The organism is Rhizorhabdus sp. P4_G5 (genome assembly GCF_056401065.1).
On the sequence record NZ_JBFUKB010000006.1, the window covers coordinates 90,018 to 113,862 of the forward strand.

The 23,845-nt window shown below is 64.9% G+C and carries 19 protein-coding genes, 1 tRNA gene and 1 pseudogene; 12 read left to right on the forward strand and 9 right to left on the reverse strand.

Going from position 1 to position 23,845, the window contains the following annotated elements; genetic code table 11:
- Positions 1-3: 3 nt before the first annotated feature.
- Positions 4-1,269: a S1C family serine protease gene (locus AC1DQK_RS12845; RefSeq protein ID WP_477871060.1), complete on the reverse strand. Its 1,266-nt coding sequence runs from the start codon at positions 1,267-1,269 to the stop codon at positions 4-6.
- A 425-nt stretch (positions 1,270-1,694) separates the two neighbouring features.
- Between AC1DQK_RS12845 and AC1DQK_RS12850 the strand changes: the two are divergent.
- A pseudogene (locus tag AC1DQK_RS12850) lies at positions 1,695-1,811 on the forward strand (HGGxSTG domain-containing protein); the annotation flags it as partial.
- A gap of 390 nt (positions 1,812-2,201) precedes the next feature.
- On the opposite strand, the gene AC1DQK_RS12855 reads toward AC1DQK_RS12850, so the two are convergent.
- Both AC1DQK_RS12855 and AC1DQK_RS12860 read right to left on the reverse strand, forming a co-directional pair.
- Positions 2,202-3,215 carry a glycine zipper 2TM domain-containing protein gene (locus tag AC1DQK_RS12855; protein WP_477871062.1) on the reverse strand — a complete coding sequence of 338 codons (1,014 nt, stop codon included), beginning with the start codon at positions 3,213-3,215 and terminating at the stop codon, positions 2,202-2,204.
- Positions 3,216-3,449: 234 nt separating this feature from the next.
- Positions 3,450-4,064 (reverse strand): transglutaminase-like cysteine peptidase, encoded by a 615-nt coding sequence (locus AC1DQK_RS12860; protein ID WP_477871064.1) that lies wholly within the window; start codon positions 4,062-4,064, stop codon positions 3,450-3,452.
- Between the two features lie 289 nt (positions 4,065-4,353).
- Here AC1DQK_RS12860 and AC1DQK_RS12865 point away from each other — a divergent pair, with 289 nt between their 5' ends.
- The 3 genes from AC1DQK_RS12865 to AC1DQK_RS12875 all read left to right on the forward strand — a co-directional run bounded on the left by AC1DQK_RS12865 (position 4,354) and on the right by AC1DQK_RS12875 (position 7,474).
- Positions 4,354-4,797: a glycine zipper 2TM domain-containing protein gene (locus AC1DQK_RS12865; RefSeq protein WP_477871066.1), complete on the forward strand. Its 444-nt coding sequence runs from the start codon at positions 4,354-4,356 to the stop codon at positions 4,795-4,797.
- A gap of 206 nt (positions 4,798-5,003) precedes the next feature.
- The gene (locus AC1DQK_RS12870; RefSeq protein WP_477871068.1) at positions 5,004-6,299 is read left to right on the forward strand and encodes an MFS transporter; all 1,296 of its coding nucleotides are present in this window, start codon (positions 5,004-5,006) and stop codon (positions 6,297-6,299) included.
- On the forward strand, positions 6,299-7,474 hold the full coding sequence (locus AC1DQK_RS12875; RefSeq protein WP_477871069.1) for a vWA domain-containing protein: 1,176 nt from the start codon (positions 6,299-6,301) through the stop codon (positions 7,472-7,474). The genes AC1DQK_RS12870 and AC1DQK_RS12875 overlap by 1 nt, the downstream gene beginning before the upstream one ends.
- Positions 7,475-7,568: 94 nt before the next feature.
- On the opposite strand, the gene AC1DQK_RS12880 is transcribed toward AC1DQK_RS12875, so the two are convergent.
- Positions 7,569-8,723 (reverse strand): calcium-binding protein, encoded by a 1,155-nt coding sequence (locus tag AC1DQK_RS12880; RefSeq protein ID WP_477871071.1) that lies wholly within the window; start codon positions 8,721-8,723, stop codon positions 7,569-7,571.
- 101 nt (positions 8,724-8,824) lie between these two features.
- Positions 8,825-9,913, reverse strand: coding sequence for an anhydro-N-acetylmuramic acid kinase (locus AC1DQK_RS12885; RefSeq protein WP_477871414.1), 1,089 nt, complete (start codon positions 9,911-9,913; stop codon positions 8,825-8,827).
- A gap of 167 nt (positions 9,914-10,080) precedes the next feature.
- On the opposite strand from AC1DQK_RS12885, the gene tyrS reads away from it, so the two are divergent.
- From tyrS to AC1DQK_RS12900, 3 genes are all read left to right on the forward strand, one after another.
- Positions 10,081-11,310: a tyrosine--tRNA ligase gene (gene tyrS, locus AC1DQK_RS12890; RefSeq protein WP_477871416.1), complete on the forward strand. Its 1,230-nt coding sequence runs from the start codon at positions 10,081-10,083 to the stop codon at positions 11,308-11,310.
- A 27-nt stretch (positions 11,311-11,337) separates the two neighbouring features.
- The gene (locus AC1DQK_RS12895) at positions 11,338-11,481 is read left to right on the forward strand and encodes a hypothetical protein (RefSeq protein WP_477871073.1); all 144 of its coding nucleotides are present in this window, start codon (positions 11,338-11,340) and stop codon (positions 11,479-11,481) included.
- A 287-nt stretch (positions 11,482-11,768) separates the two neighbouring features.
- On the forward strand, positions 11,769-12,131 hold the full coding sequence (locus tag AC1DQK_RS12900) for a PilZ domain-containing protein (protein ID WP_477871075.1): 363 nt from the start codon (positions 11,769-11,771) through the stop codon (positions 12,129-12,131).
- A 114-nt stretch (positions 12,132-12,245) separates the two neighbouring features.
- Here AC1DQK_RS12900 and AC1DQK_RS12905 read toward each other — a convergent pair whose 3' ends face one another.
- Together AC1DQK_RS12905 and recG are read right to left on the reverse strand one after the other, a co-directional pair.
- Positions 12,246-12,803: a class I SAM-dependent methyltransferase gene (locus tag AC1DQK_RS12905; RefSeq protein WP_477871077.1), complete on the reverse strand. Its 558-nt coding sequence runs from the start codon at positions 12,801-12,803 to the stop codon at positions 12,246-12,248.
- A gap of 173 nt (positions 12,804-12,976) precedes the next feature.
- The gene (gene recG / locus AC1DQK_RS12910; protein ID WP_477871418.1) at positions 12,977-15,037 is read right to left on the reverse strand and encodes an ATP-dependent DNA helicase RecG; all 2,061 of its coding nucleotides are present in this window, start codon (positions 15,035-15,037) and stop codon (positions 12,977-12,979) included.
- Between the two features lie 82 nt (positions 15,038-15,119).
- Here recG and AC1DQK_RS12915 point away from each other — a divergent pair, with 82 nt between their 5' ends.
- Positions 15,120-15,386 carry an FAD assembly factor SdhE gene (locus tag AC1DQK_RS12915; protein WP_477871079.1) on the forward strand — a complete coding sequence of 89 codons (267 nt, stop codon included), beginning with the start codon at positions 15,120-15,122 and terminating at the stop codon, positions 15,384-15,386.
- A gap of 115 nt (positions 15,387-15,501) precedes the next feature.
- Entirely contained in the window at positions 15,502-18,993 is a 3,492-nt protein-coding gene (gene mfd / locus AC1DQK_RS12920) for a transcription-repair coupling factor (protein WP_477871081.1), read from the forward strand.
- A gap of 39 nt (positions 18,994-19,032) precedes the next feature.
- On the opposite strand, the gene AC1DQK_RS12925 is transcribed toward mfd, so the two are convergent.
- Positions 19,033-21,117 carry a putative bifunctional diguanylate cyclase/phosphodiesterase gene (locus tag AC1DQK_RS12925; protein WP_477871083.1) on the reverse strand — a complete coding sequence of 695 codons (2,085 nt, stop codon included), beginning with the start codon at positions 21,115-21,117 and terminating at the stop codon, positions 19,033-19,035.
- A gap of 216 nt (positions 21,118-21,333) precedes the next feature.
- Here AC1DQK_RS12925 and moaA point away from each other — a divergent pair, with 216 nt between their 5' ends.
- The 3 genes from moaA (at position 21,334) to AC1DQK_RS12940 (ending at position 23,315) form a co-directional block, all read left to right on the forward strand.
- Positions 21,334-22,359 (forward strand): GTP 3',8-cyclase MoaA, encoded by a 1,026-nt coding sequence (gene moaA / locus AC1DQK_RS12930; RefSeq protein ID WP_477871420.1) that lies wholly within the window; start codon positions 21,334-21,336, stop codon positions 22,357-22,359.
- Positions 22,356-23,129 (forward strand): NAD kinase, encoded by a 774-nt coding sequence (locus AC1DQK_RS12935; protein ID WP_477871085.1) that lies wholly within the window; start codon positions 22,356-22,358, stop codon positions 23,127-23,129. Before moaA ends, AC1DQK_RS12935 begins: the two co-directional genes overlap by 4 nt.
- A gap of 111 nt (positions 23,130-23,240) precedes the next feature.
- A tRNA-Asn gene (locus AC1DQK_RS12940) sits at positions 23,241-23,315 on the forward strand.
- 54 nt (positions 23,316-23,369) lie between these two features.
- Here the strand turns inward: AC1DQK_RS12940 and AC1DQK_RS12945 are convergent.
- Positions 23,370-23,537 (reverse strand): DUF6771 family protein, encoded by a 168-nt coding sequence (locus AC1DQK_RS12945; RefSeq protein ID WP_477871087.1) that lies wholly within the window; start codon positions 23,535-23,537, stop codon positions 23,370-23,372.
- Positions 23,538-23,845: the final 308 nt, after the last annotated feature.

Sequence of the window (23,845 nt, forward strand, 5' to 3'; positions counted from 1 at the left end):
TCATCACTCAGTCTGCACCATCTGAACGCCGAGGAAGCCGAGCGCCTCGCCGATCGGGATGAAGAAATTGAGCATGGGCAGATCTTCGCGCCCGCTGACGGTCAGCCCGACCACCTGGCCTTTGCTGTCGACGATCGGGCCGCCGCTATTGCCATGGGTCACGCCGACGTCGCTCTGGATGAAGTTGAAGCCGTCCATGACGCGGGTCGCCGAGACGATGCCCTTGGTCATCGAGAACTGGAACTGCTCGCCGGTCGGTGCGCCGATCGCATAGATATCCTCGCCGATGGTCACCCCGCTGCCGCGCGGAGCCAGCGGCCGATGCCCCTTGGGGTCGGTCTTGACGAGCGCGACATCGCGCGCCTTGTCGCTGCGGATCACCTCGCCCAGTCCCTCGGTCCCGTCCGACCAGCGGATTTTCACATATTGGCTGCCGGCGATGACGTGCTGGTTGGTGATCAGATAGCCTTCGGAACCGACCAGAAAGCCGCTGCCCTGTCCGCCATTGGCGAAGATCAGCACCGTCGAGGCAACGGCCTCGTTGAGCGCGACCGGCGCGCGCCGGCCCGACTTGATGGCGATTGGCACGATCTCGCGCGACGGCGAACGCGCGACCGACGCATCGAGGGCCGGCCCGCTGAAAGATTTGATGAACGCGGGGCTTGACGCCAGCTGGCGGACGCTGCCCCCGAAGGCATCGAATATAAGCCCGAAGGCGCCGCCCGCCTGGCTGTCAGGCCGGCTGGCGGTGCCGGTCGTCTGGATGACCGCGATTACCTTGCGTTCGATCGGCGAATATATCTGCCACTCCACGTCAAGCGACGCCTGGCCGCTCGATTTTTCATAGCTATTGCCGTAAGGGTTCACCCCCCGATAGCAGGCGTGCATGTCGATGCGATTGATGGCCCCGCCGACGAGATATCGGGCAGGATTTTCAGCGGCCGTCTCGAACATTTTCGCGGGATCGCCGATGGCGTCGAAGCCTGCTTTCGTGATCTCCTCCCGGAAGATCGCATCGAACCTGTCGAGAGCGATACCACCGGGATCCGCCCTCCACGTCAGATTCTCAGGCCACTGGCAAAAAAACCCAGTTTTCGCCCGGCCGATGGGGTCTCCACGCTTGATGTTGATCACGATCTTGGCCAGTTGAACCGGCTTCCGCTGAACCGACGAAGGCGTACCGGGTCCGAAGATATTCGTCGTCTGGGCCATTGCCGGCGCCGACAGCGCCGCCATCCACAGAAACGCGCCCGCTATCCCCCTGACCATCGACAAAGCCCCCTTGCGCGGGGCTAGCCCGGCCCCGCGCCGAACAGGCTAGCCAGCGATCTATTAGGCATCAAGAGTGGTATTTTTCCTCGCTCGTCATGCTGAACTTGTTTCAGCATCCACCCCGAAGCACCTCCGATGGTAACGGTGATTCCTGGTAGCTCGGTGTATCGGCCGCTCCCCTCACATGCGGGGCGCGCGCGAGGATAGGTGGATGCTGAAACAAGTTCAGCATGACGGACATAGCCAAAACAGGCCGGATAATCGCTCGACCGGCCATACCTTCGCCCCCGATCTCGGCCTCAGCCAGCCGTGAACACACCTCTTCCCTGCCCAAACACCTATTCTGTTTCTGTTTTGTTCTTGCATTTTCGGCGATTTTCTGCCACCTGATCAGGTCCCCCTCACGGACCCGAGCACCGCCCATGCAGCCCGAAATCCTCGCCAATGCGCCTCGCTGCGGTGCGCGCACGCGCTCCGGCGATCCCTGCCGTTCACCGGCGGTCGCGGGCCATCGGCGGTGCCGGATGCACGGCGGCAAGGGCAGCGGTGCGCCGCGCGGCAACAGCAACGCCCGGAAGCACGGCATCTATTCCGCCCGGTTCCGGGCAATAGCGCGCTATGTGCGGGGAACCAGCGTCACGCTGCGCATGGCCGGCCTGATCCTCCGCACCCACACGATGGCGAGGCGCCGGGAAAACCAGGCCGTTCCGCGCCCCGTTCGAGGCGGCGATCCGCTTCGACCCGAACGCTGCCCAGCCGAGAAAATCAAAAAAGGGGCAATCAACCCCATGCACCCGGATTTCTGCCCGCTCCCGGCGCGCGGCGGACAGGTTGCGTTCGACACCCTCTCCGTATCGCAAGCAGGGACGGCGGCGAAAAAATGGCCGGACATCGCTGCCCGGCCACTTCTTCCTCCACCGATCCCGGCCTTAGCCGACCCAGTTATCGCCGTCCCGCTCCGCGCGCAGCTGCGTGCCGAGCTGGTCGAGGCGCTGGTGGATCACCGACTCCTCGTTCGCGGTGAAGCGGCCGCCCGAGCGGCGCATGCGGTCTTCGTCGCGGCGGATCGAGGCGAGCTGGTTCATCGCGCGGCGGGCTTCGCTCCGGCTGATCGTGCCGCGCTCGCGCATCCGCTCGATGCGGGTCTCGAACCGCGCCTCGCGGGCGCGGACATCGCGGTCGCGGCCATAGGCGACGCTGCCCGGACGGCCGGCGCTCATCCCGGTCGAGACCCAGCGGCCGCGCGCGTCATAATAGCCGGTGGTCTCGCCACGCACCCAGCGGCCGCGCTCGTCATAATAGCCGGGCTGGGTCTGTGCCTGCCAATAGCCGGTCGGCTGGCCATAGCGGTTGCTGTCGGCGATCCAGCGGCCATTGGCGTCGTAGCGGCCGGCGGCGGGGCCGGATACCCAGCGGCCGTTGCTGTAATAGCCGGGCGCGTTGGCCGACACCCACTGGCCGTCGGCGGCATAATAGCCGCTCACGCCGACCGGAACCCAGCGGCCGTCGCGATCGCGATAGCCGTAATTCTCGGGGTCGCCGTTGAACGCTACCCAGCGGTTGTTGCTGTCATAATAGCCGGTCGGCGCGCCTTCGACCCAGCGATTGTCGCGGTCATAATAGCCGCGCGCACTGCTGGCATCGATGCGGTTGGCATGCCAGCGGCCGCTCTCGTCATAATAGCCGTAGGACACTTCGCAGCGATCGTTGCCGCCCTTGGCGAGCTGGTTGCCGGCAATGCCGCCGGCGATGGCGCCGCCGATCGTGCCCACTTCCTTGTGGCGACCGCCGTCGATCACCCGGCCGAGGACCGCGCCGATGCCGGCGCCGGCGACCGTAGCGACGGTGCGGCCGGTACTGTCCTGCCTGCAGACGGTTTCCGCCTGGGCCGCACTGCTTGCGGCCAACGCGGCGATACTGGCCGCGATCAAATAGTTACGCATGGTGTCTCTCCTGGAATATCGGCTTATTGCCGTTCCACGCAGCAAAGACGCTTGGATGGCACTAATGGTTCCGCATACGACCAGTTGATAAATACAAATCATCAAGTCTTACATTTCGTTCAGATTGGCCGAGTATTTCGGCGCTTTGGACCGGTTCACGACTCGCTCTTTCACTGCTGCATAGCTTGTGGAGAGTGCATATCGGAACAGGCCCAACATGCGGCAAAATCTGCGTCACGAGGCGACCGCGACCCAGCCGGGAAACCGCGCCGCCTGCCGGGTCGCGAAGCGATAGCCCAGCGTCCGGAGCCGCTGCCACGGCAGCACTCGGCCCATCCGGCTGTCGAGCACCCAGGTGCCCCGCCGGCCGTCGCGCAACGATTCTATGGTCAGCACGGTATGGAGCGCCCGCTGCTCTGTCCATACCGTAGCAAGGCGCAGCGCCGTGGCGGGCCAGCCCTGCGCCATCAGCCGCATCCGTGCCGCCAGCGCGATATCCTCGCAGTCGCCGCTGCTGTCGGCGACGCGCCAGTCGTCGCGCCAGGCAGGGCTGCGGTCTTCGACGCGGCGGATGCTGCGCAGCGCATCGTTGACCGCCTTCAGCTGGCGCCAGCGCAAGTCGTCGAGCGTGACATATGCCGGCCCGTCCGCCCCGGCGCGGCAACCGACATCCTCGGCATGACCGTCACAATAGCGCAACCAGCCATCCGGCGGGATCACCATGCCGCCATCGCGGATCGGCTGGCCGGAGCGCGGGACATCATCCTGCGCGCGTGCCGGCGAGAGACCGGAAAGGATCGACAGCGTCAGCGCCAAGCCGGCGCATGCGGGCATGGCAAGGCGACGCATGAACTGCTCCGAAGGCCATTACAGCCCCCCGAACCGCAGCTTCGACGGAACAGCGCGCTCTGCGTTCCATCCGTTGTGCAGCCGTTGCGACGGACAGCAGCGGGCAGGCGCGACGAGTCGAGCAGCGTTGATCGTTATGGAAAAACAACGAGTTACTTATGAAGGCGGGCTTGCCGGTCGCCTTGCAAGGCCCGGAAGCTGTCGCTCCGATGAACGTGACGTAGTTTTCGGTTCACGAAACCTTTCCGGGTCCGTTCCGTTCTTGCATCGAACCCAGAGGGAGACAGTCATGCGTAAGTTCATTCTCGCGGCCGCGTTGGCGGCCACCTTGGTCCCCTCCGTCGCGATGGCCGATCCGCCCCCCTGGGCACCGGCGCATGGCCGCCGCGCGCATGACCGCGATGATCGGCGCGACTGGAACCGCTATGATTATAACCGCCCCGATACGCGCTACGGCCGCAGCTACGATCCAGCCCGCTATTATCGCGATGGCCGCTATTACCGGGAGCGCAGGCTCAGCCGGAACGACCGGATCTATCGCGGCAATGACGGACGCTATTATTGCCGCCGTTCGGACGGCACCACCGGCCTGATCATCGGCGCGGTGGCCGGCGGCCTGCTCGGCAATGCCCTCGACAACGGCCGCTCCTCGACGCTCGGCACGATCCTCGGCGCCGGCGGCGGCGCGCTGATCGGCCGCTCGATCGATCGCGGCGAGGTGAAGTGCCGTTAAAGCGCGTTCGAACTTCGTCATGCCGGCGGAGGCCGACATCTCAGGCGTGGCAGATGTGCGCAAATCCGCCCCTGCCGCCCGAGGTCCCGGCCTCCGCCCGGACGACGCCTTGGCCAAGTATGTTGCGTTGAGTAGTTGCAAGTTGCGTTGTTCTTGACCCCGCCCCCTCGCCGCGCCATCCCCCGGCGCGACGAGGGGACCGGACCATGAGCGACAATCAGCAGATCCAGGAGCACCGGCCATCCACGCGCCGGGTGCTGCTAGCCAGTCTCACCGGCACTTCGGTCGAGTTCTACGACTTCTATATCTTCGCGACGGCCGCATCGCTGGTGTTCGGGCCGCTGTTCTTCGGCGGGTTCGAGCCCTCCACCCAGCTGATCTGGTCCTACACGCTGCTCGGCCTTGCCTTTCTGTCGCGCCCACTCGGCGCCTGGGCATTCGGCCATTTCGGCGACCGGATCGGCCGCAAGTCCACGCTGGTCGCATCGCTGATGGTGATGGGCATGTCGACGCTGCTGATCGCCTTCCTGCCCTCCTATGAGACCGCCGGCTGGATCGGCGCGTTGCTGCTCGCAGTGCTGCGCTTCGGCCAGGGCTTCGGCCTCGGCGGGGAATGGGGCGGCGCGGCGCTGCTCGCGGTGGAGAATGCGCCGCCGGGCATGCGGGGGCGCTACGGCATGTTCCCGCAGCTCGGCGCGCCGGTCGGCTTCATCGCCGCCAACGGGTTGTTCCTGATCCTGGGCGTGGCGATGACCCAGCAGCAGTTCATGGAGTGGGGCTGGCGCCTGCCCTTCCTCGGCTCGGCGCTGCTCGTCGGGGTTGGGCTTTGGGTGCGCCTGAAACTGACCGAGACGGCGGCCTTCCAGGCGGCGCTGGCCACGTCCGAACCCGCCAAGATCCCGATTGCGGAGCTGTTTCGCGAGCATCTGGTGCCGACCGTCGCGGGCACATTCGCTGCGGTGGCCTGCTTCGCCACCTATTATCTCGCGACCGCTTTCGCGCTCGGCTACGCCACCAAGACGCTCGGCATTCCCAAGGAAACCTTCCTGAGCGTGCAGCTCGTCACCATCCTGTTCATGGCGGCGGGCATATTGCTGGCGGGCTGGTGGTCCGACGTGAAGTCGCCACGCTATGTGCTGATCGCCGGATGCATCGGCACCGCGCTGACCGGGCTCCTGCTCGGGCCGATGTTCGCGAGTGGCGATCTCCCGCCGATCTTCACCTGGCTGGCGCTCGCGCTGTTCATGATGGGTTTCGTCTACGGCCCGCTCGGCGCCTTCCTGCCGTCGCTGTTTCCGCCGCGGGTGCGCTATACCGGCGCGTCGATGACGTTCAACATCGCCGGCATCCTCGGGGCCGCGCCCGTGCCCGCGGTAGCGCAATATCTGGCGGAACGCGGCGGGCTGGGCTTCGTCGGCTATTATCTGAGCGCGTCGGCGCTGGTCAGCCTGCTCGCGCTCTGGTGGTCGCGCCACCACGACAAACGCGCTATAGCGGCCTGATGTTTTTCGGCTTTCTCGATGAATTGCGCGCTGCGGGCATCTCCGCCAGCCTCAAGGAGCATCTGACGATGCTCGAAGCGATGCAGCGCGACGTGATCGGCCTGTCGGCGGAGGAGTTCTACTATCTCGCCCGCGCGACCTATGTGAAGGACGAAGGGCTGCTCGACCGGTTCGACCGGGTGTTCGCCAAGGTCTTCAAGGGCGTGCTCGACGCACCAGCCGAGGGCCACGAGATCCCCGAGGAATGGCTGAAGGCGGTCGCGCAGAAATATCTGACGCCCGAGGAGATGGCGAAGATCGAATCGCTCGGCTCCTGGGACGAGATCATGGAAACGCTGAAGAAGCGGCTCGAGGAGCAGCAGGGCAGGCACCAGGGCGGCAACAAGTGGATCGGCACCGGCGGCACCTCCCCCTATGGCAATGCCGGCTTCAATCCTGAAGGCGTGCGCATCGGCGGCGAGAGCATGCACAAGCGCGCGATCAAGGTGTGGGAGAAGCGCGAGTTCCGCAACCTCGACAATGATGTCGAGCTGGGCACCCGCAACATCAAGGTCGCGCTGCGCCGCCTGCGCCGCTTCGCGCGCGAAGGCGCAGCCGAGGAGCTCGACCTCGACGGCACGATCGACGGCACCGCCCGGCGCGGCTTCCTCGACATCCATATGCGGCCCGAACGGCGCAACGCGGTAAAGCTGCTGCTTTTCCTCGATGTCGGCGGCTCGATGGATCCGCACATCAAACTGTGCGAGGAGCTGTTCTCGGCCGCGACCGCCGAGTTCAAGCATCTCGAATTCTTCTACTTCCACAACTGCGTCTATGAGGGCGTGTGGAAGGACAACCGCCGCCGCTTCCAGGAACGCACGCCGACCTGGGACGTGCTTCACAAATTCGGCCATGATTACAAGCTGGTGCTGGTCGGCGACGCCGCGATGAGCCCTTATGAGATCAGCTATCCGGGCGGATCCGTCGAGCATATGAACGAGGAGCCGGGCGCGGTCTGGCTGCAGCGGCTGACCAATGTCTACGCGTCGGCGGTGTGGCTCAATCCGTCAGCCGAATCCCATTGGATGCACAGCCAGTCGACGCGCATGATCCGCGAGCTGATGGACAACCGCATGTTCCCGCTGACGCTGTCCGGCCTCGACGACGCGATGCGGTCGCTTGCTCGCAAGAAATGAGGTGCAAGGCTGCCCTGTACGGAACGGCCTTGAACTGCGTGATCAGAGTTTCTGAAAGGAGCTGACGCTTCGATCTCGTCAGGGCTTAGGAGTGTCACGCCGCGAAGTCGGTGATGGCCAACGTAGCTGCAGTTACCTGCAATAGCAGCACTGCCGCGCTGTGATGAAACGAGTCGTGGTAAAAGATGTAGGTATCCGCGCCCACTTGGACAGCCGAGACTGTGGTACCGGAAGCATGCGGAAACATTTCGGCTGATCGGACGTCCGTCGCCGTACCAACCACTATCCTGTCAACATTACCTATATACACCCGATCGAGCCCCGGAGTGAAATCCGTGATAACATCCATCCTGTACGCATCTGGCCCAATGGTAGTATACGCAGCGCCATCGATGTCGCCGTTGCGGTCATCTCCGAGCCGAAATCGATCGGCACCCCCTCCACCGGTAAACAAGTCATAGCCACCGCCGCCCGAGAGGCGGTCATCACCCAAGTCGCCCACCAACGTGTCGTTTCCGTCGCCAGAGACAATCTCATCATTATCTTGGCCGCCACGAACGAAATCGTCGCCCTTACCGGATATAATCGTGTCATTTCCTTTGTTGCCATTGATGGTATCATTACCGTCGACGTCGGCGAAACCGCTGTCGGTCTCCCATATGAGATCATTGCCGGCACCGCCCTGGATGCGGTCGGACCCAGCCCCACCCCTCAATTGATCATCGCCCGCATTGCCCTGAATGTAATCGTTTCCGGTCCAGCCATCGATTTCGTCGGCTCCATCGGTTCCGCCATTTGCCGATTGCCCATAAAGATGGTCGTTTCCGGATCCCCCGAACAAATAATCGCCGCCCGCGCCACCCAACAGATAATCATCCCCGTTGGCACCAGTAAGAACATCATCTGCAACCGATCCCATAAACGAATCGTTGCCAGCCAAAATCGAAAAGGCACCGCGATTATTGATTATATAATCGTATATGGGTCCGATACTGTCAGCCATATCGACAATTCTATAGACGGTCACGCTGTTCAGGCGCTCCTCCAGACCCGTTATGGTTCCAGAGATCGGCAGATTATCGGAGTTATAAACGAGATTTACGCCAGTGAAGTGTAGGGTGATCCCGGCATAGAGCGCGAGGGAGAATGTAGTGCTGCTATGACCGATAACGGTGGCAGCAGCCAAAGTGTCAGATGCGAAATGCGAAAAATCGATCCGACTAGCTCCGTCCGATATCAATCGCGCCATCTTTTAGACCCCCTAACCGGGACTATCGAGGCGGCTTCATTTCGTCAAACGTCGTTAACACCATTCTGGCCATTACCCGGACGGTCAGCGCTTCAGCGTCATCAGATTTCGTGCACCACGCCGCCGGTCATGGGCTTCGGAACGCCGGTCGTGCCCGGAAAGCTGATCGGCTCGCCCTTCAGCGCCCGGACCGCCATATAGGCGAAGCCTTCCGCCTCGGTCGCGTCGCCGTTCCAGCCGAGCGCCTCGATCGGTTCCGCGGCAATGTGCGTAGCGGCCGTTATCATCGCCATGAGTGTCGGATTGTGCCGCCCGCCACCCGCGACGATCAGCCGCTTCGGCCGCTCCGGCAGGTGGCGCAGTGCAAGCGCCACCGTCTCGGCGGTGAAGGCGGTCAGCGTCGCCGCGCCGTCGGCGGCGGACAGCCCGCGCGCCGGCTGGATGGTGAAGTCCGCCCGGTCGAGCGACTTCGGCGGCGGCAGATCGAACCAGCCATTGTCGAGCATCGCGCCGAGCACCGTCTTGTCGACGGTACCACGCGCCGCGAAGGCGCCCCCGGCGTCATAGGGAGATCCGGTCTCCGCCAGCATCCAGTCGTCGATGAGGCCGTTGGCCGGCCCCGTATCGAACGCGATGACCTCCGCCGCGCCCGCCCCTAGCCAGGTGATGTTGCCCACTCCGCCGAGATTGAGCACGGCGACGGGAGCATCGAGGCCGGCGGTCAGGGCGCGATGATAGACCGGCAGCAGCGGCGCGCCCTGCCCGCCGGCCGTGACGTCGGCCGAGCGCAGATCGTTGACGACGCGGATACCGAGCGCCTTCGCCATCGCGGCGCCGTCTCCGATCTGCCAGGTCCAGCCGCGGTCGGGGCGGTGGGCAAGGGTCTGCCCGTGGAAGCCGATCACGTCGATATCCGTCCGATTGAGGTTCGCCGCCGCGAGCAGCTGGCGCACCGCCAGAATATGGCGGTTAGTCAGCATGCGCTCCGCCTCCACGATCTTCGGGCTGGCCCGCGGCTTCTCGAAGCTGAGCGCCAGCACCGCCGCCTCGCGCAGTTGCTCGCGCGCCTGGGCGCTATAGGGATCAGAGCGGAACGCGATAGGGCGGATATGCCCGGCACCGTCTGTCTCTATCAGCGCCGCGTCAATCCCGTCGAGCGAGGTGCCCGACATCAGGCCGATCGCGAGCATGATGGGCATTATCTACTCCCGTCATCCCAGCGAAGGCTGGGATCGATGTCTGCCTCCTTCTCAGATGACACCTGTCGTGAAAAGAGACATAGGCCCCAGCCTCCGCCGGGGCGACGAAAGAAGGGGGCATGACGATCACCGCCCCGCATGCTAATCGCTCGCGCGTCATGACCGAATATCGCTCCGATCTGCTGCGCCTCCTCGATAGTCGAGGCTATATCCATCAGGTGACCGACGCCAGTGCGCTCGATGCGCTCGCCGCGTCGACCGTGGTGCCCGGCTATATAGGCTTCGATCCAACGGCACCGTCGCTTCACGTCGGCAGCCTCGTCCAGATCATGCTGCTGCGGCGGATGCAGCAGAGCGGCCACAAACCGATCGTGCTCATGGGTGGCGGCACCGGCAAGATCGGGGACCCCAGCTTCAAGGACGAGGCGCGCATGCTGCTGACGACCGAGACGATCGCGTCGAACGTCGCCTCGATCAAGCGGGTGTTCGAGCGCTTCCTGACCTTCGGCGACGGTCCCACCGATGCGGTGATCGTCGACAACGCCGACTGGCTCGACAAGCTGGAGTACATCCCCTTCCTGCGCGAAGTGGGCCAGCATTTCTCGATCAACCGCATGCTGAGCTTCGATTCGGTGAAGCTGCGGCTGGATCGCGAGCAATCGCTGAGCTTCCTCGAGTTCAACTATATGATCCTGCAGGCCTATGACTTCATGGAGCTTGCCCGCCGCCGCAATTGCCGGCTGCAGATGGGCGGATCGGACCAGTGGGGCAACATCGTCAACGGCATCGAACTGAGCCGGCGGATGCTCGGCTCCGAGGTATATGGCGTCACGACCCCGCTGATCACTACCGCCGACGGCGGCAAGATGGGCAAGACGATGTCAGGCGCGGTGTGGCTCAACGAGGAGCAGCTGCCATCCTATGATTACTGGCAGTTCTGGCGGAACACGCACGACAAGGACGTCGGCCGCTTCCTGAGGCTGTTCACCGATCTTCCGCTCGGGGAGATCGAGCGGCTCGAAACGCTCGATGGCCAGGAGATCAACCAGGCCAAGATCGTCCTCGCCAACGAGGCAACGGCGATGTGTCGCGGCACCGAGGCGGCGGCGGCGGCGGCCGAGACGGCGCGGCGGACTTTCGAGGAAGGCGCGGCAGGCGGGGATTTGCCGACGCTCGCGATCAGCGCAAGTGGGATCAACATCCTCGATGCGAACGTGCAGATCGGCTTCGCTGCGTCGCGGGGCGAAGCAAAGCGGAAGCTGGAAGAAGGCGCCATCCGGTTGAACGATGAAGTGGTTCGCGATCCGCAATATATCGTCATGCCTTCGCAGGCACCGACGCTGAAGCTCAGCCTGGGCAAGAAGAAGCACGGCCTTCTTATCAGCTAACCTTTACGCTCGCAGCTGCTCGACCTGTTGCACCAGATGGGGGGCAAGCGGACGATCGCCGCCATGTACCTCGACTTCAAGGTTAACCGCGACGCCGCACTGGACCCGATCCAGACCTATCAGTTGGTCAGCCGCAAGCGCCGAGCAGTCGCTATCCTTCACCGAGCATGATCGCAGTTACGTCATAGACTATGGCCTGGCCTGGATCAGGACATGATGGTGGCAGATCTGGCGGCTTCCGGCGCTTCGGCGGCCGCGCGCTGGCACCGGGTGGAGGCGATAATCTCCTCGCCGATCCTCCCCACGGATCTGAAGCCCTGACGGCAGGGACGAAGGTGGCTAACTTCCGGAAGATCGTCGCTCCGGGGAAATACGGCTTAACCCTTGGTTCACCGTAACGAGTAAGGAGTTCACAAGGTCTGTGGGCAATTCTTGTATTGAAACAAGGACATGAAACCATGAGCCAGATTGCCCAGACACCGACGCCCGGCGTCGACGAGGATGCGAAATACGTCGAGCAGCGACGGGCACCGCGCGACGAGGTCGCGCTGCCGACACGAATGTTCACGCAGGATCACGCCAGCGACGTGCTGCTCGTCAACATCTCGCCGCTCGGCTTCATGGTGCGCGAATATGGCGAGACGCCCAAGGGCACGATCGTCCGGCTGGCGCTGCCGCGGCTCGGTCAGGTCGCCGCCAAGGTGATGTGGTCGCTGGGCGGCCGCGTCGGTGCCGAATTCATCAAACCGATCGACAGCTATGCCTATACCGCGATGCTCAATGCCGCGCGCGCCAAGCGTCAGCGCTGGCCAATGGGGTGAGAGGCCGGGAGCAGCGCGGCCTCCAGCGCGCTGCTCCCACAGTCCTCCAAAGGACGCTGTCCCAGCCTCACCGCCTGCAATACTGGCGAGAGGCTGGGACGGCGACCATCCGGATCAGCTCGCCAGCGCCCGGCCCGTTTCCATCCAGCCCGCGAAACGCGGCGTCCTCGGTTGATAGAAGCCGTCAATCCGATCGATCGTGAAATGCCGCGATATTGCGCTGCCGACCGGCCGGCTAAGGTGGCATCCACCGAAGACCGGCTTCCATAGCGGCTCGATCCGTCGCTGCCAGGTGGCGACCCCGGGATCCGGCGCGCTGCCATGTTCGTGGAACAGCAGCACGCCACCAGGCCGCAGCACTCGCCGCGCCTCGGCCAGCATCCGCTCGGGATCATCAACCGAGCACAGGGTGAAGGTGCACACCACCGTATCGAAGGCCCCCGAGTCGAAGCGCAGTTCCTCGCCGACGCCATCTTCGATCCCCACCGTCAGCCCTGCGGCGCGTGCCGCCTGCGCGGCCATCGCCCGCAACCCGGGCGATGGTTCGACGCCGATCACCTCCGATACCTTCGAGACATCATAGAAGGGCAGATTGGCCCCCGCCCCCATGCCGAGTTCGAGCACCCGGCCCGCCGCCTCGGGAATCAGCCCGGCGCGATGCTCGGCCATCATCCGACAGCCGCAGCCGAGTCTAATGATATGGGGAACTATCGCGCGCTCCCACCAGCCCGACATTGCGACCTCTCCCTGCCTTTGAGCGATCAGGTTTCCATCAATCTGTCCAAAATACAAGCATGGCTGCCGCGGCCATGGGTGGCGAACGCTGGACCGGAGCGCTGCCGCCATCACCCCGCCCGCAGCAATCCCACCGCCGCATCGCGCTCGAACAGATATAGAGCCGTCCTCGCCGCCTGCCCGCGCTCCCCCTCCAATCCGCCGTCGCGGTCGACGAGCAGCCGGGCGTCCTGGGTTGCCGCTTCGATCAGCGCTGCGGTCCGTTCGGGGCCCGCGAGCCGGAACTCCGCCTCGCCCGACTGGCGCGTCCCCAATATCTCGCCCGCGCCGCGCAGCCGCAGATCCTCCTCAGCGATGCGGAAGCCGTCATTGGTTTCGCGCATCAGCGCGAGGCGCGCGCGCGATGTCTCCGAGAGCGCATTGCCGCGTAGCAGCAGGCATATCGAATGCTGGTCGCCACGCCCGACCCGGCCGCGCAACTGGTGAAGCTGGGCCAGGCCAAAGCGGTCCGCGCCCTCTATGATCATCAACGTGGCATTCGGCACGTCCACGCCCACCTCGATAACGGTTGTCGCGACGAGGACGCCGAGCGCGCCCGACTGAAAGTCGCTCATCACCGCATCTTTTTCCGGGCCCTTCATCCTGCCATGGACGACGCCGACCTTGTCGCCGAACAGCTGGCGAAGGCTTTCGGCGCGGCTCTCGGCGGCCGCAAGATCGGATTGCTCGCTTTCCTCGACCAACGGGCAGACCCAATAGGCCTGGCCGCCCTTGGCCATGTGACGGCCGAGCGCCTGGGCGATCTCATCGAGCCGTTCGCCGGCGATCACCCGCGTTTCGATCGGCTGTCGGCCCGGCGGCATCTCATCGAGGCGGCTGACGTCCATCTCGCCATAATGGCTGAGCGTCAGCGTGCGCGGGATCGGCGTGGCGGTCATCACCAGCAAGTGCGGCGGCCGTTCAGCCTTGGCCTGGAGCAGCATTCGCTGGGCGACCCCGAAGCGATGCTGCTCGTCGACCACCGCCAGCGCGAGATTGCGATAGCCCACCTTCTCCTGGAAGATCGCATGGGTGCCGATCAGGATGTCGATCGAGCCGTCTGCCAGTCCCATCAGAGTCGCTTCGCGCGCCTTGCCCTTTTCGCGCCCGGTGAGAATCGCGACATTGACCGGCAGGCCGGCGAGCGTGCGGCTCAGCGTCTCATAATGCTGCCGCGCGAGGATCTCGGTCGGCGCCAGCAGCGCGCCCTGGGCGCCGGCCTCGACGGCGGTCAGAAGCGCCATCGTCGCGACCAGCGTCTTGCCCGATCCGACGTCCCCCTGCAGCAGCCGTGTCATCGGCACCGGCTGCGCGAGATCGCCCTCTATCTCGGCCACCACGCGCTGCTGGGCACCGGTCGGCGCATAGGGCAGCTTCAGCGCGTCGCGCAGCCGGCCATCGCCGACGAGCGGCATTCCCCGCCGGCGGCGCGACGAGGCGCGGACCAGCATCAGTGCAAGCTGGTTGGCGAACAACTCGTCATAGGCCAGCCGCGCGCGCGCCAGCTCGTCGGCCGGATCGGCATGGGCGCGGACGATCGCCTCGCGCCAGCCCGGCCAGCCGCGCGCTGCCCGCAGGCTCGGCTCGATCCATTCGGGCAAGTCGGGCGCGCGAGCGATCGCCTGCTCGGCGAGCTGCCCAAGGCGGCGCGTGGTCAGTCCTTCGGACAGCGGATAGACGCTCTCGCGCGCCGGCAGGTCGGCCGCTTCGGCAACGGGCAGCACATGGTCGGGATGGACCATCTGCAATTCCTGGCCGTACAGTTCGAGCTTGCCCGAGACGATTCGCGGCTCGCCAATCGGCAGCAGCTTCTTCGCCCAGCCTGGATTACCGCCAAAATAGACGAGGCTGACGACATTGCCGGCCTGGTCGGTTGCGCCCACCCGGAACGGCCCGCGCCCGCCGGAAGCGCGATAGCTGACCGGCACGAGCCGCACGGTGACGATCCGGCCGCTGTCTTCCGCCTCGACCGTGTTGACCGGCTTGCGCTCGATCGTGCCGGTCGGCAGGTGGAACAGCATGTCGACGATCCGCTCCAACCGCAGCTTCTTGAGCGGCTTGGCGAGCGTCGGCCCCACGCCTTTCAGCGCCTCGACTTCGGCGAACAACGGATTGAGAATATCGGGACGCATCACTAGATGGCTTCTAACGTTCCGCCGATGGGCTTGCCAATCGCCCGTGGGCTAATTCGTATTTGCTGAAGACAGGATTTCCATGAACCGCGAAGATCGCCTGAAACGCCTGCGCTTCCGCGCCTGGCACCGCGGCACCCGCGAGGCTGACTATATGATCGGCGGCTATTTCGACCGGCTTCACCAGGGCTGGGACGATATCGCGCTCGACTGGTTCGAAGGCCTGTTGAACCAGGAGGATGTCGACATCATGGGCTGGGCGATCGGCACCATCGCGGTGCCGCCCGAATGGCAGGGCGCCATGATGGAGCGGATGCAGCGTATCGATTACATCGACATCCCCAGCTGAACTCACACTCTTCTTTTCCGTTTGGTTTGGGCGGAGTCGAGAGCCGCCTCTGCGTCGCGGCGAGCAGCCTTCGACGTCGCATGAATCAAACGGCCTCTCACATCATCCGGATTGCATGACCGACCTCCAACGCATCCTCAAAGCCGGCGCCCCCCTGACGCTCGCCCGCGCGCCGATCGGCTTCCAGCCATGGCTGCTCGCCGACCTCGCCCGCGCCGCCGCCGCCCGCGACGGCCGGCTGGTGTTCGTCGCGCCCGACGACCAGGCGATGCAGGCGGTGGTCGACGCCGCCGCCTATTTCGCGCCCGAGCTGTCGGTACTGCACTTCCCCGCCTGGGACTGCCTTCCTTACGATCGGGCCAGCCCGGCGCTGCGCGCGACATCCGACCGGCTCGCCACGCTGCACGCGCTCCAGACGAAGCCGCAGGGGCCGTTGCTGATCGCGACGACGGTCAACGCGATCACCCAGCGGGTGCTGACCCCATTCCGAATCCGCCAGCTGGTGGCCCGGCTCGCACCCGGCGAGCGGATCGACCGCGACAAGCTCGCCGCGCTCCTTCAGGCGAACGGCTATGTCCGCACCGACACCGTCACCGATCCCGGCGAATATGCCGTGCGCGGCGGACTCGTCGACCTTTTCCCGTCGGGTGAGCCGCACGCGCTGCGGCTCGACTTCTTCGGCGACGAGATCGAGAATGTCCGCCAGTTCGACGCCGCCGACCAGCGGACCATCGGCACCGTCAAGGGCTTCACGCTCCTGCCTGCTTCCGAAGCCCTGCTCGACGAGGAGTCGATCAAGCGATTCCGCAGCCGCTATCGCGAGCGCTTCGGCGCCAGCGCCACCGGGGATCCCATCTATCAGGCGGTATCGGACGGTCGGCGACTGGCGGGCATGGACCATTGGCTGCCGCTGTTCGAGGAGCGGCTGACGACGTTGTTCGATCATCTCGCGCCCGAGGATCTGATCATCCGCGAGGCCGGATCGGGCAAGGCCGCCGAGGCCCGGTTCGAAGCGATCACCGATTATCACGCCAACCGTGTCCGCGCGCGCAGCGCCGATCCCGGCAGCTATCGCCCGCTCGAGCCTGCCGAGCTCTATGTGACCAGCGACGAATGGGCGACGGCGATCACCGACCGCCCGATCCACCTCGTCACGCCGTTCGACGAGCCGGAGAGCTCGACCGTGCTCGACATGGCCGTCGAAGCCGCGCGCGATTTCGCGCCCGAACGGACCCAGGGCGTCAACATCTACGATGCGGTGATCGAGCATGTCGACGCGCTGGCCAAGGCCGGAAAGCGCGTCGTTCTCGCCAGCTATTCGGGCGGCGCACGCGAACGCTTCGCCGGACTGCTGCGTGACCATGGGCTGGAACGGCTGAGCTTTGCCGAAAGCTGGCAGGAAGCCCTGGGACAGGCGCTCGACGCAAAGGGTTCGCTGGGTTCCGGAGTCGCCAAAGTCGCGCTGGCCGTCCTTCCACTCGGCCACGGCTTTACTAGCGGCGATATCGCACTGCTCACCGAGCAAGACATGCTCGGCGACCGTTTGGTCCGCCGGCAGAAGCGCAAGAAATCGGCCGACGCCTTCCTGGCGGAGCTGGCCACCCTCACGCCGGGCGATCTGGTCGTCCATATGGATCATGGCATCGGCCGCTATGAGGGACTGACGTCGATCCCCGTCGGCACCTCGCCGCACGATTGCGTCGCGCTCAGCTATTCGGGCGGCGACAAGCTCTATGTCCCGGTCGAGAATATCGACGTGCTCAGCCGCTACGGCGCCGAGACCGAGGGCGTCCAGCTCGACAAGCTGGGCGGGGTCGCCTGGCAGTCGCGCAAGGCGAAGATGAAGGAGCGCATCCGCGAAATCGCAGGCGAGCTGATCAAGACCGCCGCCGAGCGAGCGCTGCGGCCCGCAGAGGTCATCCAGCCCGAAGGCGGCTATAACGAGTTCGTCGACCGCTTCCCTTACCAGGAGACCGACGATCAGGATCGCGCCATCGCCGACGTGATCGAGGATCTCGGCGCGGGCAAACCTATGGACCGGCTGGTTTGCGGCGACGTCGGTTTCGGAAAAACCGAAGTCGCGCTGCGCGCGGCGTTCGTCGCGGCATTGGCGGGCATGCAGGTCGCGCTGATCTGTCCCACGACTTTGCTAGCCCGGCAGCATTATCGGAACTTCGTCGAGCGCTTCCACGGCTTCCCGGTAAAGGTCGGCCACCTCTCGAGGCTCGTAACCGCCAGCGATGCACGGAAGGTGAAGGACGGCCTGGCCGACGGCACGCTCGACATCGTCATCGGCACCCATGCGCTGCTCGCCAAGGGCATCGAGTTCAAACGGCTGGGGCTGGTCATCGTCGACGAGGAGCAGCGCTTCGGGGTCACCCACAAGGAGCGGCTGAAAGCCCTCAAGACCGACGTGCACATGCTGACCCTGACGGCGACGCCGATCCCGCGCACGCTGCAGATGGCGATGTCGGGCCTGCGCGAACTCAGCGTGATCCAGACGCCGCCGGTCGACCGGCTGGCGGTTCGCACCTATGTCGCGCCTTGGGACGGCGTGGTGATCCGCGAGGCGTTGCTGCGCGAACATTATCGCGGCGGGCAGAGCTTTCTCGTCACGCCGCGGATCAAGGACCTGCCCGACATCGAGGAATATCTCCGCAAGGAAGTGCCCGAGATCAGCTATGTCGTCGCGCACGGCCAGATGGCGCCGAGCGAGGTCGAGGAACGAATGTCGGCCTTCTACGACCGCAAGTTCGACCTGCTCGTATCGACCACGATCATCGAGAGCGGGCTCGATATCCCTTCGGCCAACACGCTGATCGTCAACCGCGCCGACCGCTTCGGCCTTGCCCAGCTCTATCAGCTGCGCGGTCGCGTCGGCCGGGCAAAGACGCGCGCCTATGCCTATCTGACCACCGGCACACGCAGCCTGACGGAAACTGCGGAAAAGCGGCTCCATATTCTTCAGAATCTCGATACGCTGGGCGCCGGTTTCCAGATCGCCAGCCATGATCTCGATATCCGCGGGGCCGGCAACCTGCTGGGCGACGAGCAGTCGGGGCACATCAAGGAGGTGGGCTTCGAACTCTACCAGTCGATGCTCGAAGAGGCGATCCTGGAGGCCAGGGCGGACGGCCTTGCCCAGCCGCCGCGCGAAGCCTTCTCACCGCAGATCAATGTCGATGCGCCGATCCTGATACCCGAAGATTATGTCCCCGATCTGGACCTGCGCATGGGCCTGTATCGCCGCATGAACGAAGCGGAGACCAAGCAGGAGATCGAGTCCTTCGCCGCCGAGATGATCGACCGCTTCGGCCCGCTGCCGGAAGCCACCCAGAATCTGCTGACGGTCATCGAGACGAAGCTGAATTGCCGCAACGCCTGTGTCGCCAAGCTGGACGCGGGTCCACGCGGTGCGCTGGTGGCGTTCCACAATGACAGCTTTCCGGACCTGCCGGGGTTGCTTGCCTATGTCGACCGGTTGAAGGACAGCGCGAAGCTGCGCCCCGACAGCAGGCTGGTGATCACCCGGCCCTGGCCCGATGCCAAGGCGCGACTGAACGGCGCGCTGCAGCTGTCGCGGGGGCTGGCGAAGATATTGGGCTGAAAAAGGGTCTGGGCACCGCCGAGCCGCTCGGCAGTCACCTTACACCAGCGGTTGTTCGGCCGTCGCCATCTCGGCCCGATCGGGCAGCATCGCCTCGAGTGTCGTACTGTCGACCGGCGGTGAGCAGAGATAGCCCTGATAATAGTTGCAGCCCTCGCGCGCGAGCAAAGTAAGCTGGGCCTGGGTTTCGACACCTTCGGTGATTACCGACAAGCCCAGCGAGCGCGCCATGTCGATCACGCCGCGCACGACGATCCGGTCGCGGGTCGACCCGGTGATATCCTCGGCGAGAGTCTTGTCGATCTTGAGATAGTCGAGCGGCAGCGCCTTGAGATAGGCGAGGCTCGAATAGCCGGTCCCGAAATCATCTATCGCCACGCGCAGGCCTTCTCGACGCAGGAGGGCGAGCAGTTCGGCCGCCCGTGCCAGGTCCGAGATCAACCCACTCTCGGTAACCTCGACCGTCAGGCGATCGCGCGGGAATCCTGCCTCGTCGACGCGGCCGAGGAAGTCCTCGACGAAATTGGAGCGCGCTATGTCGGCGGCGGTAACATTCACCGACAGGCGCAGCTCGCGCAACTTCCCGGGCCATGCCGCAGCGAGCTGGAGCGCGCGCTGCTGGACATGGGCGGAGAGCTGCACGACGAAGTCGGATCGCGCGGCGGTTGCGAACAGCGGCACCGCACCCAGTTCGCCGAGCTGCGGGTGGCGCCAGCGGGCGAGCGCTTCGACCCCCATGATCAGGCCGGTTCCGATATCGACCTGCGGCTGGAAGAGGATGTCGATCTGGTCGTGGTCGAGCGCGCGGCGCAGATCTATCTCGAGCTGGTTGCGGCGATTGGCCTCGGCTTCGCTATCGGCATCCAACGCGCGGACTAGCCCGGCATCGCCATGCTTCGCCACGGCCAGCGCCGCTGCCGCGCGCTGGAACAAGGTACCGGCGTCGCGCCGCCCTTCAGCGTCGGCCGCGGCGATCCCGACCCGACATGACAGGGGAATCAGCGATTCCCCCGACACGAACGGCCAGGCTACGCTCTCGACGAGGCGATTGGCGATCAGCCCCGCGCTGTCCGCGGTCACCGGCGGCGCAAGCGCGATCGCGAACTCCGAACCCGCGGTGCGGGCGATCATCGCATTGCCGAGCCCGACCCGATCGATCACCCGCTCTATCCGTCGCGCGACGCCTTGCAGCACCGCATCCCCGGTTGTCCGCCCGAACGCTGCATTGACCAGGCCGAATCGCATCACGCCCAGCACCAGCAATGCACAACGCGGATCGGGCGCGGTCTCATCGGCGAGCCGCTCCTCGACCCAGCTGCGGATCCCTTCCGCCTTGGGCAGGCCCGTCAGCGTATCCGTTCCAGCGCTATCCGGTTCGGCGTCGTGTCGGGTAATTTCCAGCCAGCCGACCACTGCGCCGCGATCTTCGTCGAACGAGATATGGTGTGCCATCCGGTCGCCGTGGAGCGCGCTGCGGTGCGCGAAAGCGGTGGCGCGGCCGGTGGTGAGCAGACGATCGATTGCATCCCGGGCGCGGCGTCGGCTTGGCCGGTCCATCAGCCTGAACAGCGTCGACATCGGCACAGTCTCGCCGCCCGCACCGATCCGCTCCGCGAAGGCCGAGCTGAGCCTTACCATGCGGTCGCCCGGCTTCCAGATCCAGGCTTCGGACTCGGCCAGCCGCAGCGAAGCCCGCTCCGATGCGGCACGGTCGCCGCCCGCCAGTCGCTCCACATATCGATCGGCGAAGCGCAAGGCCATGCGCAGTTCCGCTGCGTCGAAGGGCGCTGCCAGATAATGGGTCGCACCCGCCGCATGATAGCGTTCAAGCGCTCCGGTATCGTCGACGATCACCAGCAATGCCGCCCCGGCCGAGACTACCGCAGCAGAAACCGTGGCGCATGCGGCGACCGCCTCCTCGCCGGCCTGGCGTGCATCGATGACCGCAATCGTCGCACTAGACGCGATGAAACGCCGTTCGATCGCATCGGCGCGCCGGGCAGCGATCACCTGCCAGCCGGCGGCTTCGACCAGGCCGCCCAAATCGTCTCGATTATGGAAAGACAACAGGAAGAGCGGCAGCTTTGCCCTGCCGGAGCCGATCGGGGCAGCCGTTTCGCTCACGCCATTTTCCCATTCATTCGTCAGCTGTTACCGTATCGTCTGGCTCAGGCCAATCGCAAAGCTTTTACAGACTGGCGTTGCGCCCCCCCCTTTTGCGATGGCCTGCGAGTCCCTATCTTCGAACAGGATGCGCTGCGAATCCAGGACGCGCACCGCCCCATCTGGCGAAGACAATGCCGCTTCCACCAGCGGCAATCAGGGATTAGAGTGATGCGGATGACGGGCATCGATCAACCACGGCGATCGGATGGCGCGGTGCTCGCCGACAGCTTCGGCCGCCGCATATCCTATCTGCGTCTTTCGGTCACCGACCGCTGCGACTTTCGGTGCCGCTACTGCATGTCGGAGCGGATGCAGTTTCTCCCCAAACGGGAGATATTGACGCTCGAGGAGATGACCTCGCTCGCCGACGCGTTCATCGCGCGGGGCATCAAGCGAATCCGGCTTACGGGCGGCGAGCCGCTCGTCCGCAAGGGCATCGACCAGCTGGTCCAGGCAATCGGCCGGCGCATCGGCGACGGACTGGACGAACTGACGCTGACCACCAATGGCAGCCAGCTGCGCCAACATGCCGCGACGCTGGCGGATGCCGGCGTTCGCCGGATCAACGTCAGCCTCGACAGTCTGGACCCTGAGCGTTTTGCCTTCATCTCGCGGGGTGGGCAACTCGCCACCGTCCTCGACGGAATTGCAGCCGCGCGCGAAGCCGGGATGGCGATCAAGATAAACCTGGTGGCGCTGAAGGGACTCAACGAGCACGAGATCGAGCCCGTTTTGCGCTGGTGCGCCAGCGAAGGCCATGGCCTGACCCTGATCGAGACAATGCCGCTTGGCGAGGTCGAGGACGATCGCACCGACCGCTACCTGCCGCTCGATGGGGTCCGCCGCGAACTCGAAGCCCGCTATACGCTGACCCCGCTTGACTACCGTACAGGCGGTCCGGCGCGGTATGTGCGCGTCGAAGAACTCGACGCGAAGCTCGGCTTCATCACGCCGATGACGAACAATTTCTGCGATGGCTGCAATCGGGTGCGGGTGACCGCCACCGGGCAGATCTACATGTGCCTCGGCCATGACGACCGTCTCGACCTGCGTCGGGCACTGCGCGAAGGGCAGCCCGGCGAGATCGACGATCTCCTCGATCAGGCCATGAAGCTGAAGCCCGCCCGCCACGCCTTCCGCATCGATCGCCCGGGTGCGGCGCCCGCGGTATCACGCCACATGAGCGTCACTGGCGGATGACCGAAAAGCGGATGGCGCTCGTCGCCTCCCCCACCGACGCGGCACAGGAGGCGGCCGCCGAACTGCGCAAGCTGTACGAATGGCATCCCGTCGAACGGGCCGAGCTGATCGTGGCGCTGGGCGGCGACGGCTTCATGCTGCGCACCCTGCACGGGATGCTCGATCGGCACCGCATATTGCCGGTCTTCGGGGTCAATCTCGGCACTGTGGGCTTTCTGATGAACGATTGGCGGCCCGATCTGCTCGAATTGAGGCTGCAGCATGCGAAGGCGATTACCGTACTGCCACTGCGCATGGATGCGGTCACCGTGGAAGGGCAGCGGCTGTCGATGCCGGCGATCAACGAGGTCTCGCTCCTGCGTGAGACCCGCGAGACTGCGAAGATCGAAGTGTCGGTCGATGGCCGTGTCGTCCTTCCGGAATTGGTATGCGATGGCGTGCTGGTAGCCAGCCCGGCCGGATCGACCGCTTACAACCTTTCCGCCCAGGGGCCGATCCTGCCGCTGGAATCATCGCTGCTGGCGCTCACCCCGATCAGCCCGTTCCGCCCGCGCCGCTGGCGGGGCGCCATCCTGCCGAACAAGAACGCGATCTCCTTCCGGGTGCTGGATGCGGTCAAGCGCCCGGTCAGCGCTGTGGCCGACCAGCGTGAGGTCCGCGACGTGGCGCAGATCAGCATCGGCATCGACCGCACCAGTCCGCTCACGCTGCTGTTCGATCCCGAACATGCGCTCGACGACCGCATCACGATGGAGCAATTCGCGTTCTGAGCCGCCGTTTTTGGCGACAGAATTCGCGTCGCGCATGAATCCCTCTAAGGGGGTTGCAACGCGAGAGAAGCCGCTGCTATAGGCGCGCCTCGCCTTGGCGTGGAAATGCGATCCCCGGTAGCTCAGCGGTAGAGCGTTCGACTGTTAATCGAATGGTCGCCTGTTCGAATCAGGCCCGGGGAGCCATTTCAAATCCTTGTTCCGCAAGGATTTCCTGTCTCCGCCATGTGCGGGCGCGCCTTAGTCGGACGCCTTGAGCGCCGCTGAGATGATGGCTGCGAGCGTTTCTTCGGCACGCTCCTTGGTGAGCGCATCCTTCGAAGCCAGGTCTCGCCGCACCCAGTCAGGAGCCTGCGATACCGCGGCCGTGATTGTCTTCACTATATCGTCCGAGCCCATGGTTTCCATCTGGTGCACCCGCCCAATCGCTGCAAGAGTCAGTCCCTTCGTCGTTCAATCCAATGACCGTAATGTGGGACGATGCCGACTGTCCGGAATCGGGATGCGTAGACGGGAAGCTGCCAATCATTCAGGCGTAACATCGACGTCAGCTACGCGTCCTAATCTCCGTCATCGGAAACCATTCTTCGCTCGCCCGAATGCGGACGCCACTTGCCAAAACTGGAATGGCGGCAAGGTCGGATGTGCGGGACAGTCAGCTTTTGGGAAGCAAGGGGGCGGAAGGGGGGCTATGTCAGCGATTTCTGCCAAGCGCT